9 protein-coding genes are annotated in these 13,857 nt (G+C 60.7%); 8 read left to right on the top strand and 1 reads right to left on the bottom strand.

Annotated features, from left to right (window positions below; translation table 11 throughout):
* Nucleotides 1-9 precede the first annotated feature (9 nt).
* Complete coding sequence (locus GO988_RS13855; protein WP_157566428.1) at nt 10-1,773, bottom strand: OstA-like protein; 1,764 nt, start codon at nt 1,771-1,773, stop codon at nt 10-12.
* A gap of 94 nt (nt 1,774-1,867) precedes the next feature.
* On the opposite strand from GO988_RS13855, the gene tilS reads away from it, so the two are divergent.
* The 8 genes from tilS (at nt 1,868) to GO988_RS13815 (ending at nt 13,845) form a co-directional block, all read left to right on the top strand.
* A complete protein-coding gene (gene tilS / locus GO988_RS13850) occupies nt 1,868-3,196 on the top strand; it encodes a tRNA lysidine(34) synthetase TilS (RefSeq protein WP_157566426.1) in 1,329 nt (442 codons plus the stop codon).
* Between the two features lie 152 nt (nt 3,197-3,348).
* Nucleotides 3,349-4,293 (top strand): malate dehydrogenase, encoded by a 945-nt coding sequence (gene mdh, locus GO988_RS13845; RefSeq protein ID WP_157566417.1) that lies wholly within the window; start codon nt 3,349-3,351, stop codon nt 4,291-4,293.
* A 76-nt stretch (nt 4,294-4,369) separates the two neighbouring features.
* The gene (locus GO988_RS13840) at nt 4,370-5,410 is read left to right on the top strand and encodes a glycosyltransferase family 9 protein (RefSeq protein WP_157566415.1); all 1,041 of its coding nucleotides are present in this window, start codon (nt 4,370-4,372) and stop codon (nt 5,408-5,410) included.
* Between the two features lie 131 nt (nt 5,411-5,541).
* The gene (locus tag GO988_RS13835; protein ID WP_198172733.1) at nt 5,542-8,079 is read left to right on the top strand and encodes an ATP-binding cassette domain-containing protein; all 2,538 of its coding nucleotides are present in this window, start codon (nt 5,542-5,544) and stop codon (nt 8,077-8,079) included.
* Between the two features lie 186 nt (nt 8,080-8,265).
* Nucleotides 8,266-9,504: a M16 family metallopeptidase gene (locus tag GO988_RS13830; RefSeq protein WP_157566411.1), complete on the top strand. Its 1,239-nt coding sequence runs from the start codon at nt 8,266-8,268 to the stop codon at nt 9,502-9,504.
* A gap of 2 nt (nt 9,505-9,506) precedes the next feature.
* Nucleotides 9,507-9,959, top strand: a complete 453-nt coding sequence (locus GO988_RS13825) for a YDG/SRA domain-containing protein (protein WP_317164870.1) — start codon at nt 9,507-9,509, stop codon at nt 9,957-9,959.
* Nucleotides 9,960-10,050: 91 nt separating this feature from the next.
* Complete coding sequence (locus GO988_RS13820) at nt 10,051-10,701, top strand: O-methyltransferase (RefSeq protein WP_157566409.1); 651 nt, start codon at nt 10,051-10,053, stop codon at nt 10,699-10,701.
* Between the two features lie 213 nt (nt 10,702-10,914).
* The gene (locus GO988_RS13815) at nt 10,915-13,845 is read left to right on the top strand and encodes a TonB-dependent receptor (RefSeq protein ID WP_157566407.1); all 2,931 of its coding nucleotides are present in this window, start codon (nt 10,915-10,917) and stop codon (nt 13,843-13,845) included.
* Nucleotides 13,846-13,857: the final 12 nt, after the last annotated feature.

Genomic DNA, 13,857 nt, shown 5'->3' with positions numbered 1-13,857 from the left:
GTCCCTATTTCAGCGGCGGGTTGCAGCGGCGGGCAGCGGCGCCTTGGGCAGAGTAGCTGGCGGTTGGGGCTTAGCCTTTTTAGCGGGGGTAGGCGCCCGCTTACGGGGCACTGCCTTAGCTTTCGTTTTAGAGGTTTTAGCCTTTGCTTTGGGCTTGGCTTTGTGGCGCAAGTCGCTGGCGAAATGCTTTCCAAACACTACCCCGCGGGTTGGGCGTTCCGTGGGCCGCCAGCGAAACGCCTTGAGCTGCTTGTCCCCATCTTTTAGCTCGTGGGTGGGCGTGTACACCGCTTCGGGGTTGGTGAGCCAGGTCAGCTGCTTGATTTTGTTGTTGGCGAAGCGCAGTGTCATGCTGGCCGATACCGACTTGTTCATGCCGCTCATCACGGTGTCGCCGTCGAGCGAAAAATAGAGGCTTTCCGCGTTGCCCAGCACGTCGATGCGCGCCATTTTGCCCTGGCTGAAGTAGGCAATCATGTTGCGGCCCTTCACCTGGTTGTAGTCAGACAGGGTATCCTCTTGAATCGCGAACGCGCTAGAAAACAGGTTGGCCCGGTCGAGCTGGCCGTGCTTAAAGCGCATGTTCATCGAGTCGGCCGTAAGCTGGTTGCGTGCTTGCCAAATCACGGGGTCCCGGTTGAGGTAGATAATGCTATCCTGCCGGTCGTACGTCAGTGAATCGCAGCGGCCCTGCATTTTACCTCTGAAAATCTGCACCTTAGGCCAGGCGTAGAGCACTGGGCGCTGCACGGCGCGGCCGGGCCGGGTTTCTACGCTCAGCAGCGTATCGGCGGCGAGGTAGAGGGTATCGCGGCCCGAAATATTACGCACTACCGGGCGGGCACCGAATATTTTGGTGCGGCCCAGCGCCCGCCAGTAGCGGCCATTATCGCCGCGCAGCACCACATTGTCCTTCTTCGAAGTAAGCGAAACGTGCCCTTTGGCCACCCCGTAGAGCTTCACCTGGTCGTACACCAGCTGGTCGCCGCCGAGCAGGTAGCCGGGCGTGTCAATCTTGGCATTCCGCTGGAAAAACGCCACTCTGGTAACCGTATTGTAGTTGCCCTTTTCCGCGTACAGGTCACCTTGCGAGCCCTTAATACGGGTAGGGCCATCGAAATACGCGATTTTGCTGATGGTGTTAAACGTCAGCGTATCGTTGCGCAGATCGGTGGGCGCGCCGGTTTCATCGAGCGAAATTAGGTGCACATCGCGCTTAAAGACAAAGACTTTGCTATTGGTATCGTAGAATCCCTGCTGGCTATCGAGGGTATTTTTGGGGTCTACGAGGTGGCCACCCACGGTGTAATAAGCCGTTTTGCGGGTCAGGTCGTAGTCGAGGGCCGTGGTGGTGAGCGTCATGCGCGGGTCGCGCATCGTCACGATGTTGCCGGTCATGCGGGCCGTGCGGCGGTTGCCGTCGTAGTAGCCGTGGTCGCCGGTGATAGTCAGCGTATCGTTCTGCACGATGCGCACATTGCTAAACCCCTCTACCTCATTGCGTTCGAGGTACTGGTAGGCCGAGTCGCAGTACAGAAAGGTATCCTCCTGCTTAAAGCTGACGGCCCCCAGCAGCTTGCGAATTTTTACGCCGTTGAAATCGCCGCCGCGGAGTTCGTCGGCGTGCAGCAGCTGCACGGGGGCACCTTTCGGCGCGGGCGGCGCAGGGGCGCCCTTGGCGACGGGCGGGGGGGTAGGCCGGGTTTGGGCCAGCAGCAAAGAGCTGGGCAAGGCCAGCAAAAGCAGAAAAAGTAAAAAACGGAGTTGCGGCATTCAGGGGCCAAAGGTACGGGCGGAGGCCGGGGCTAACGCGCATCTTTGCAGCGTAGTGCCCTACCCCCTCCTTTGCCGGGCACTGTTTCCTGCCATGCTCGACCAAGTTCGCCAGTTTATAACCCAAGAAAATCTTTTCGCCATCCCCACCGACACCGTACTAGTGGCCGTCAGCGGCGGCCTCGACTCGGTGGTGCTGCTTGATATTTTGCACCGGCTGGGCGTGCCGCTGGCCGTGGCACACTGCCACTTTGGGCTGCGCGGCGAAGAAGCCGACGCCGACGAACAATTTGTGCGCAAGCTAGCCAAGCAGTACGAGGCACCTTACTTCGTCGAGTTTTTTCAAACCAAAGCCTTTGCGGAGCGCGAAGGAATTTCGACCCAGATGGCCGCCCGGCTGCTGCGCTACCGCTGGTTTGAGCAGGTGCGGGCGGCCAACGACTACGCCGTGCTGGCCACGGCCCACCACCGCCGCGATGCTGCCGAAACCATGCTGCTCAACCTCACGCACGGCACTGGGCTGGCGGGCTTGCACGGGATTCAGGCTAAAAACGGGCGCGTGGTGCGCCCGCTACTCGCCTGCGCCAAAGATGATATCTACGACTACGTGGTTGAAAATCGCCTTATCTGGCGTGAAGATGCCAGCAACGACAGCCCCGTGTACCAGCGCAACCGCCTGCGGCTAGAGGCCCTGCCCGTGCTGCGCGCCATCAACCCCAACCTCGACAACACACTGGCTGCCACCGCCGAGCGTGTGGGCGGCGCCGAAGAGATAGTGCGCCGCTACGTGGCTACCCTGGCCGCCGAAGCCCGCCGCGACGAGCCCGATGCAACGTACCTGGCCCTACCCCCCCTAGCCCAGGCTGCCGCCCCGGCCTTGGTCCTGCACGAGCTGCTGCGCGAGTTTGGTTTTGCATGGCCCGTGGTGAAAGAAATTGTGGCCGCTTTTGATGGCCCCGCCGGCAAGCAGTTCGACTCGCCTACCCACCGCCTAGTGAAGGACCGCGGGCAGCTGGTCATCACCCCGCGGCGGCTGGCGCAGTACGGCACGTTTCAGCTGGCCGAGGGGCAGGAAGACTTGCTGGCCGATGGCCTGCGCCTGCGCGCTACCCCCCACAACGCGGCCGACTACGAAATCCCCCGCTCGCGCAGCACGGCGGCGCTCGACGCAGACAAGCTCAAGTTTCCACTTACCCTGCGGCGCTGGCAGGAGGGCGATTGGTTTATGCCGCTGGGCATGAAGGGTAAAAAACACCTGAGCGATTTTCTCATCGACCAAAAAGTGCCGCTGAACCTGAAGGACGAAGTGCGCGTGCTGACTTCGGCCGACGGCAAAATCTGCTGGGTGGTGGGCTGGCGCGTCGACGACCGCTTTAAAGTAGACGAGGCCACCACCCGCGTGCTGGCCGTGCAGCGCCTGTGAGGCTGGGAGGTAGGCGCCTGCCAACGGCCTAGCTGGCCCGCCTACCCCCCACAAAAATGGTGGCCTCACGCGGGCCAGCGCATAGATTTCGGGTGTACTTTTACCGCGCCAGAATTGCTGGCTTTGTTACTCCCCACCCTCATTCTTACCCCATGAAAGTTACCGTAGTTGGGGCTGGCAATGTGGGCGCTACCTGCGCCGATGTACTTGCCACCCGCGAAATTGCCAACGAAGTAGTTTTAGTTGATATCAAAGAGGGCATTGCCGAAGGCAAAGCTCTGGATATCTGGCAGAAATCCCCGATTCTCGGCTACGATACCCGCACCGTGGGCGTAACGAATGACTATGCGCGCACGGCGGGCTCGGAGGTGGTCGTGATTACCTCGGGCCTACCCCGCAAGCCCGGCATGAGCCGCGACGACCTGATTGCGACCAACGCTGGCATCGTGAAATCGGTAACCGAGCAGGTGGTGGCCCATTCGCCCAACGCCATCATCATTGTGGTGAGCAACCCGCTCGACGTGATGACCTACCAAGCGCATCTCACCGCCAAGCTGCCCCGCGAAAAAGTGTTCGGCATGGCCGGTATTCTCGATACGGCCCGCTACCGCGCCTTCTTGGCCGAAGCCCTCAACGTGAGCCCCAAGGATATTCAGGCGGTGCTCATGGGTGGCCACGGCGATACCATGGTGCCCCTACCCCGCTACACTACCGTGGGCGGCATCCCAGTTACCGAGTTGATTTCTAAGGAGAAACTGGATGCCATCGTGCAGCGCACTGCCGTGGGTGGCGGCGAGCTCGTGAAGCTCATGGGTACGTCGGCGTGGTACGCGCCTGGCGCGGCCGCGGCCCAAATGGTCGAAGCCATTGTGCGCGACCAGCGCCGCGTGTTCCCGGTGTGCCTCGAGCTGCAGGGCGAGTACGGCATCAACGGCGTGTACCTCGGCGCCCCGGTTATCCTAGGCAAAAACGGCGTAGAGCGCGTGATTGAACTTCAGCTCAACGACGACGAAAAGGCCTTGCTCGAAACCTCGCGCGGCCACGTAAAAGAAGTAATGGACGCCCTGGACAAGATGAGCGCGGCGCCAGCTGCGTAGTTTTGTCCGTAGTTTTTAGTTGAATTTGAAAAGCGGGTGGCCTGGGCCACCCGCTTTTTTCGTTTGTTCTGTGCCTATGGCTGCCCCGCCGCTTCCTACCCTCCTTATTCAAACGGCCTTTATCGGCGATGTTATTCTGGCCACGGCGCTGGTCGAATTTCTCGCCCAGCACGAACCCGGCTTGCCTCTCGATGTGCTGGTGCGGCGCGGCAACGAAGGCTTGCTGGCCGGCAACCCGCACATTCGGCGGGTATTGATTTGGGATAAAAAAACCCAGAAATACCCAAACCTGCTGCGGCTGCTACAGCAGATTCGGCAGGAGCAATACGGCCGCGTGGTGACGTTGCAGCGTTTCGCCAGCACAGGGTTTCTCACAGCGTTTTCGGGTGCGGCCGAGCGGGTGGGTTTTGCAGAGAACCCGTTCAGCCGTTTTTTTTCGCGGCGGGTCTCTCACATCATCGGTGATGGCACGCACGAGGTTGTGCGCAATGCGCGCTTGCTTGGGGCGGAGGGGGTAGGGACCGGTTCCTTAAAACCGCGCCTCTACCCTACTCCCACCGACGAAGCTGCGGCCGCGCCCTATGCGGCCGTGGGCGGGTACATCTGCCTTGCCCCTACCTCGGTGTGGTTCACTAAGCAATACCCGCAGGAAAAGTGGCTGGAGCTGCTGGCGGCCCTACCCCCCCAGTTGCCGGTATACCTGCTCGGCGGGCCGCCCGACGCGGCCGCTTGCGCGCAGCTGGCAGCCACGGCGAGCCGGCCGGGGCTGGTCAACCTTTCGGGCCAACTGTCGCTGCTAGCCTCGGCGGCGCTGATGCGCGGCGCAGTGCTCAATTACGTCAATGACTCGGCGCCTATGCACTTGTGCTCGGCGGTAGACGCGCCGGTGTGTGCCGTGTTTTGTTCCACGGTGCCGGCGTTCGGGTTTGGGCCCCTGAGTTCGTTCTCGCGCATTGTGGAGCACCCGGGGCCGTTGGCTTGCCGGCCGTGCGGGCTGCACGGGCACGCGCGCTGCCCGCTCGGGCACTTTCGCTGCGCCCACGAGATTGACACGGCACAACTACTGGCAGCGCTGGCCGAAGCCCAGGCTTGGCACGCCCAAACTGCGCGCAGCTAAACTACTGCGCTTGGACGCCGCTGCGCAGGGCAGCCAGCTTTTTTTACGGTTCTGCTCAGATGCTGGCGCGTGCGCTACGTAGTGAAGGGCAGCCCTACCCCTACCCAGCGGGGCAACTTCCAGCATTATTCATGGCAAAAGACATTCAACAGCAAGACCCTAAGCAATTTATGGGTTTTGTAACTGTGCGCGGCGCCCGCGAGCACAACCTTCAAAACGTGGATGTGGACATTCCACGGGATGCGCTGGTGGTGTTTACGGGCGTGTCGGGCTCGGGCAAATCGTCGCTCGCCTTTGGCACGCTCTACGCCGAAGCCCAGCGCCGCTACCTCGAATCGGTGTCGCCCTACGCCCGGCGGCTTTTCAACCAGATGAGCGTGCCCGAGGTCGATAGCATCGACGGCCTACCCCCCGCCGTGGCCTTGCAGCAGCAGCGCGGTGCACCGAGCACCCGTTCGTCGGTGGGCAGCGTCACGACGCTGTCTAACCTGCTGCGGATGCTGTACTCGCGGGCTGGCGAATACCCTAAGGGGCAAGGCATTGTGTATGCCGAAGGCTTCTCGCCCAACACGCCCGAGGGCGCCTGCCCCACCTGCCACGGCCTGGGCCGCGTGTACGAGGTAACCGAAGCCTCGATGGTGCCCGACCCATCGCTGACCATTCGGGAGCGTGCCATTGCGGCGTGGCCGCAGGCCTGGGGCGGCCAAAACCAGCGCGATATCCTCGTGAGCATGGGCTACGATGTGGATACGCCCTGGCGCGAGCTGCCTCAGAAAGACCGCGACTGGATACTCTTTACCACCGAGCAGCCCGTGGTGCCCGTGTACCCCGGCTACTCGCCCGCCGAAACGCAGCGCGCCCTCAAGCGCCGGGAGCCGCCCAACTACATGGGCACCTTTAGCAGCGCCCAGCGCCATGTGCTGCACACCTTCGCTACCACCCAAAGCGCGCTGATGAAGAAGCGCGTGGCCCAGTACATGCTCAGCCAGGCTTGCCCTACTTGCCAGGGCAAGCGCCTGCGGCAGGAGGCCTTGGCCGTGACCTTTGCCGGGCTTGATATAGCCGACTTGTCGCGCCTACCCCTCAAGCGCTTGGCCGAACTACTGCGGCCATACGCGGAGGATAAGACACTGAATAAGAAGGCCGAAGCAGCCGCACCAGAGAAAGCCCTCGTTACCCAGCGCATCAGCGCCGACTTGGTAGGGCGCTTGGCCGTGCTGCTCGATTTGGGCCTGGGCTACCTCGATTTGGAGCGCGGCACGCCCAGCCTGTCGCCTGGCGAATTGCAGCGCCTGCGGCTAGCTACCCAACTCTATTCCAACTTGTTTGGGGTAGTGTACGTGCTCGACGAACCCTCGGCAGGCCTGCACCCAGCCGATACCGAAGCGCTGCTGGCCGCGCTGGCAAGCCTGAAGCAAGCCGGCAATTCGCTGTTTGTGGTGGAGCACAACCTCGACGTGGTGCGGCAGGCTGATTGGCTCGTGGATGTGGGCCCGGCCGCGGGCACGCACGGCGGGCACATCCTCTACAGTGGCCCGCCCGCCGGCCTGGCCGACGTACCCGAGTCGCAAACCCGCCGCTATTTATTTGCCGAAAGCCGCCCTACCCCCCACGCGCCGCGCCCGGCCACCAGCTGGCTTCAGCTGCGCGACGTAACGCGCCATAACCTGAGCAACTTGGCCGTTGATTTCCCGCTGGGTATTTTCACGGCTGTCACGGGCGTGTCAGGCTCGGGTAAATCGAGCTTGGTGAGCCAAGTATTGGTGGAACTGGTAGCGGCTCAGCTCGGCCAGGCCCTTCCCCCCGAGGAAGACGAAACCGACCCCCTGGAGCGCCCCGAAGCCGAAGCCACCGGCGGCCACCTCGTGGGCGGGCTGGCCGGCATTCGGCGCCTAGTGCAAGTAGACCAGAAGCCTATCGGGCGCACGCCGCGCTCGAACTTGGCCACGTACACGGGGCTATTTGACCAAGTGCGGCAGTTGTTTGCGGCTACTCCCGCTGCCAAACAACGGCGCTACGACGCGGGCCGGTTTTCCTTCAACGTGGCCAAAGGCCGCTGCGAAAACTGCCAGGGCGAAGGCTTCGTGATGGTCGAGCTGCTGTTTTTGCCCAGCGTGTACGCGCCCTGCCCCGTGTGTCACGGTGCCCGCTACAATGCCAAGACCTTGGAAATCATGTACCAAGGCAAAAATATTGCCGATGTACTGAACTTGACCGTGGACGACGCCTGGACATTTTTTGCTAGCGAAGCCACCATCTACCGGGCCCTCAGTGTGCTGCGCGACGTGGGCCTCGGCTACCTGCGCCTGGGCCAATCGGCCACCGAGCTTTCGGGCGGCGAGGCCCAACGCGTGAAGCTGGCCACCGAACTGCAACGCGCCCAACGTGGCAATACGCTCTACGTGCTCGACGAGCCCACCACCGGCCTGCACCCCAGCGATGTAGAGCGCCTGCTAGCCCAGCTCAATAGCCTGGTAGATGCTGGCAACACGGTAGTAGTGGTGGAGCACGACATGCGCGTGGTAGCGGCCAGCGACTGGGTCATCGACATTGGCCCCGGCGCCGGCGATGAAGGCGGCCGCGTAGTAACGGCCGCGCCCCCCGCCGAGGTAGCGCAGCACCAAGCCAGCCGCTTAGCCCCTTACCTCGCCCGATTTTTGGAGGGGTAAGGACTTGAAGTGAGCGTTAAAAGAACGTCATGCCGAGCAAAGCGCAGCATCTCGCCCACGTCGTCGAACTACTAACTCTAATGGTGCGAGCGAGATGCTGCGCGGGCTCAGCATGACCTTCCTCCGTTTGCGAGATTACTTCTCGCCAGGCCCGAACTTTACTGCTTTATTTCGCTTCTATCTCTAATGCTCGATTACGAAATCCACGAATACCCTAACGGCATCCGCTTGCTGCACAAGCAGGTGCTGCACACCAAAATTGCCCACTGCGGCTTTTTGCTTGACATTGGCTCGCGCGATGAGCAGGCCCACCAGCAGGGCCTGGCCCATTTTTGGGAGCACATGGCCTTTAAGGGCACGCACAAGCGCAAGTCGTTTCATATCCTCAACCGCCTCGAAACCGTGGGCGGCGAGCTAAACGCCTACACCACGAAGGAAAAAATCTGCTTTTACGCCACGCTGCTGAGCACGCATTTTGAGCGGGCGTTCGAGTTGCTCACCGACCTCACGTTCAACTCCACTTTTCCGGGCCGCGAGGTAGAAAAGGAGCGCGGCGTGATTTTAGAGGAGATGAGCATGTACCAGGATGCCCCCGAAGATGCCATCATCGACGACTTCGACGCCGTTATTTTTGGCCAGCACCCGTTGGGCATCAATATTTTGGGTACCCGCGAAAGCGTGAGCGGCTTCCAAAGCGACGACTTCCACACGTTCTACAACGAGAACGTGCGCACCGACCGCCTCATTTTCAGCTCGGTCAGCAACCTGCCGTTTAAGGAAGTGAAGCGGCTGGCCGATAAGCTGCTCTCGCCCCTACCCCCCCGCCTGGGCGACAGGCCACGCCTGCCCTTCGACGGCTACGCGCGCCAAACGCAAGTAGAAGCGCGGCCCATTTCGCAGGCGCACTGCCTGGTGGGCGGCCCGGCCTACTCCATCACCGATGCGCGGCGCGTGCCGTTCTTCATGCTGAATAACATTTTGGGCGGCCCCGGCATGAACTCGCGCCTCAACTTGGCCGTGCGCGAAAAGTACGGCCTCGTGTACACCATCGACAGCAGCTACTCGCCCTACACCGATACCGGGCTGTTTGGTATTTACTTCGGCACCGAGGGCAAGCAACTGAGCCGCACACTGGGCCTGGTGCAAAAGGAGCTAAAGCTTTTGCGCGAGAAGGAGCTGACTACCAGCCAGCTGCACGTAGCCAAAAACCAGTTGATGGGTCAGCTTGCCATGAGCGAGGAAAGCAACTCGGGCCTGATGCAGCTGCTCGGCAAAAGCACCCTCGACCTCGGCCGCGTGGAGCCGCTGAGCGAAATATTTGGCCGCATCGAAAAAATCACTTCCTCCGAACTGCGCGAACTGGCCAACGAAATATTGACCGAGGACAACCTGAGCGTGCTGCAATACGTGCCGGAGGGCAAGTAGCCGTGCCTACCCTCCCAACTTTTGGCCACCTCAGTTTGGCCCAACCCGGCGACTTATTTGCCTCGCGCGTGGAGCTGTCGTTGCGCGGGCAGCACCGCCCGCGGCAAGCGGGCGTGTGCGCCACGGCTCAGGAAGGCGCCGAAAGTATCATTCTGGCCGACCAGTACGAGGACGATGAGGTGCACGAAGATTACTTCTGGTACGCAGGCCACGGCGGGCGCGACCCCAAAACCGGCCACCAAGTAGCCGACCAAACGCTTACCTACCGCAACCAAGGCCTGATTCGCAGCCAGGAAACTGGCCGGCCCATTCGCGTTTTTCGCCGCATCGACGTGGCACCCGCCCCGTGGCAGTTTCGCTACGAAGGCCTGTGGCGCGTGGTGGAGCACGAATATGTAGTGGGCAAATCAGGCTTCCGGGTATACCGTTTCCGGCTAGAGCCGTGGGTGAAGTAGTTGGTAAATAATCGATTATTCGGAATGTGGTTATGCCAAGTGCAGCGAAGTACGACAGGTTGAAATACGCATGAGCACTTAACAAAACTCAATGACCGAACACGCTATTCAAACGTACGCCGACCACCATTCGGAGCCAGAGCCGCCGCTACTGCGCCAGCTTTGGCGCGAAACCCACTTGCAGCTATTGATGCCGCGCATGGCCACTGGCCATTGGCAGGGCCGGCTACTAAGCCTGCTGTCGCACCTCATTAAGCCCAGTAGCATCCTGGAAATCGGCACTTTTACGGGCTACGCCACGCTGTGCCTGGCCGAAGGCTTGGCCAAAAACGGGCATATCCATACCATCGAAGTCAACCCCGAGCGCGAGAGCCGCATTCGGCGCTACGTGGCAGCAGCGGGGCTTTCGTCGAACGTAACCCTGCATGTGGGCGATGCGGGCGACGTTTTGGCCGAGTTAGTCGGTGAAGTATGGGACTTGGTCTTTATTGACGCCGACAAAATAAACAATGGCCGGTACTTTGAACTGGTAGTCAACCAGGTACGTCCCGGTGGCCTACTCATCGTCGACAATGTGCTATGGGGCGGCAAAGCCCTACCCGATTACCCCCTCAAAGCCAACGACCATGACACGCGCGCAGTCCGTGCTTTTAACGACCATGTGCAGCACGACCCGCGGGTGGTGCCACTACTCCTCCCCGTGCGCGATGGCTTGCTGCTGCTGCGCCGGACTGCGGCCTGAAGGCAAAACTGATGCACTAACGCCCCATATTTTTACTACTTGACTATCAAGGCTTTATTAGCAATAAGCTTAGGCAGCAGTATACCCCAGGATAGTTACCTGCCAATACTGGCGCAAACCTTACGTTTTCCGGCAAACTGGCCGGCGCTCTGACCAAGCGTGCAGTTGCCCACTGGCTACCTATCATTTCTACGCAAACTGCTTACCGACTCTATGCGTTTTTTACTTTTAGCAGGAGCCGCAGTGCTGCTGACACTCACGGCACAAGCCCAAAGCGCGGTGCGCGGCAAAGTGCTTGACAGCAAGGACCAAGCTCCCCTCATCGGAGCCAATGCTGTGCTGACGCACCTGCCCGACTCGGTGAAAACCGGTACGGCCGTGGGGGCCGATGGCAGCTTCGAAATCAATGGGGTAGCGCCGGGCCGCTACGTCTTTACGGCTTCGTTTATTGGCTACCAAGACCAGCGCCAGGCCGTGACGGTGCCCGCCGGTGGGGCGCCGGTGGCGCTGGGCACGGTGGGCTTGGTGGCGGGCGGGGGGGTAGCCCTCAAAACGGTGGTTGTAACGGGCCAAGCTGTGCAGGCTGTGCAGCACGGCGACACTACCAGCCTCAATGCCAAGGCATTTAAAACCAACCCTGATGCTACTGCGGGCGACCTTATTACGAAGATGCCGGGCATCTCGGTCGACGCCTCGGGTAAAACCCAGGCCCAGGGTGAGCAAGTGCAGCAAGTGCTCGTAGATGGCAAGCCTTTCTTTGGCACTGACCCCGACGCGGTGCTTAAAAACCTGCCCGCCGATGCTATCGACCGGGTAGAGATTTTCGACCAGCAGAGCGAGCAAAGCCGCTTCTCGGGCTTCAATGATGGCAACACGCAGAAGACGCTGAATATTATTACCAAGCCAGCGTTTCGCAACGGGCAGTTTGGGCGCGCCGTGGTGGGCGCAGGCCCCGACCGGTACCGTGCTAGCCTGAACCTCAACGACTTTCATGGCGACCGTCGCACTACGGTACTGGCCCAGAGCAACAACGTAAATGAACAGAACTTCGGCACCGACGACCTATTGGGCGTCATCGGCAACTCGGCCCAGGGCGGCGGTGGCGGCCGGGGGGGTGGAGGTGGCGGGGGCGGCGGTGCTGGCGCCAATGCCGGTGACTTTTTGGTAAACCAAAACGGTGGCATTAGTAAGACGACGGCAGCGGGGCTTAACTACTCCAATGTGTGGAATAAAAAGACGGAGCTAACGGGCAGTTATTTCTTCAATCACTCTAATAACAATCTCAATAGCAGCACGCTACGCCAGTTTGTGACGGGCACAACCTATAATGAGAACTCGCTTTCGGGCAGCATAAATACCAACCACCGCGCCAATTTTCGGCTCGACCAAAAAATTGACTCCATGACGTCGGTGCTGTTTCGGCCCCGCATTTCGTGGCAGCAAAACAACGCCAGCAAAACGCTGCTGGGCCTCACCTCTAGCGATGCCGTTACGCAAAGCCAGATTAATACCCTCTACCAGAGCGACAACCAAGCCATAAACCCGGCGGGCGACATCTTGCTACGCCGCCGCCTAGGCCACCGCGCCGGCCGCACGCTCTCGCTCAGCCTCAACGGCTCGTACAATGGCCGCACGGGCACGTCTGTCTTAAACACGGCTACCGTGGGCACCACCACCGGCACCAATCTCAACCAGGAGTCGCTACTTACCCAAAAGAGTGGCACCATTGCCGGCAATCTGGCTTATACCGAACCAGTTGGCCAGCACGCTCAGCTGCAAGGCAACTACGCGCTGAGCTACGCGCCCAACAATTCAGACAAGAAAACCTACGATTTTAGCACCAGCGACAACCAGTATTCGGCGCTGAACGAGTCGCTCAGTAACGTATTCAACAACTACTACCTCACGCAGGGCGGCGGGCTAAGCTACCGCTACAACACGCGCAAGATTCAGGCCTCGGTGGGAGCAAATGCGCAGGTGGCCCGGCTCCAGGGCACGCAGGAATTTCCGCAGGCGCGGGACGTTGATTACACCTTCTGGAGTGTGCTACCCCAGGCCAACCTGATGTGGCGCCCCGACCGCTCGCACAACCTGCGCCTGTTTTACCGCACCAACACGAATGCGCCAAGCATCAACCAGTTGCAGGCCGTGGTAAACAACTCCAACCCCTTGCAGCTAACCATTGGCAACCCCGGCTTGCGGCAGGAATACGCCCACAACCTGGTGGCTCGCTACACGGCCGCTCGCGCCGATAAAAACAGCAATTTTTTCGCTCTGTTGTCGGGCAGCTACACCCAAAACCCCATTGCTAACAGCACTTTAGTGGCGGGCCGCGATACGACCGTGACGGTGCCTACCGGCCCCAACTCGGGCCAGGATGTGCGCCTGCCGGCTGGCGGCCAGCTCACGCAATCGACTAACCTCCAAGAGCAATACACCCTGCGGGCGCTGGCCAACTACGGCCGGCCGCTAACGGCTATTAAAACGAACATCAACGTATCACTGGGTGGCAGCTTCAGCCAAAATCCGGGCCTAGTGAATAATTTACTCAACTACGCCCGCACACCGGCCCTAACTGGCGGCGTAGTCCTGAGTAGCAACATCAGCGAGAAGCTAGACTTTACGCTGTCGTCGAATTCGACCCAGAGCTACGTGCGCAACACACTCCGCAAGCAGCTCGACAACAAGTACTTTAGCCAGCTTACCCGGCTGAAATTGAGCTGGATAGTGGGTCCAGGTATTTCGTTTCAAACCGATGTGGCGCACCAGCTCTACCGCGGCCTAAGCAGCGCCTACAACCAAAACTACGTGCTTTGGAATGCGTCGCTGGGTAAGAAGCTTTTCCCCGGCCAACGCGGCGAAATTAAGCTCTATGCTTTCGATATTCTCAAGCAAAACCGCGCCATTCAGCGCAACGTAACGGTGGCGTATTACGAAGATGTGCAAACCACCGTGCTACAGCAGTATTTCATGCTCATGTTCACGTACAACATCCGCTCGGCCAACATGACTGCCCTTCCCACGGCACCCGAAGGGCCAGGCGGCGGGCGGCGCGGTGGCGGAGGCTTTGACCGCCCCGCTGGTGGCGGCCCGCCCGGTGGTGGTGGGGGCGGTGGAGGCTTTGGCGGCCCGCCCGGCAGCTAGCAGCAAGCACTA

It is taken from the genome of Hymenobacter ginkgonis (assembly GCF_009755225.1).
Lineage (GTDB): Bacteria > Bacteroidota > Bacteroidia > Cytophagales > Hymenobacteraceae > Hymenobacter > Hymenobacter ginkgonis.
The sequence above is the reverse complement of the archived record's forward strand: the minus strand, read 5'-3'. Positions and strand labels throughout refer to the sequence as shown.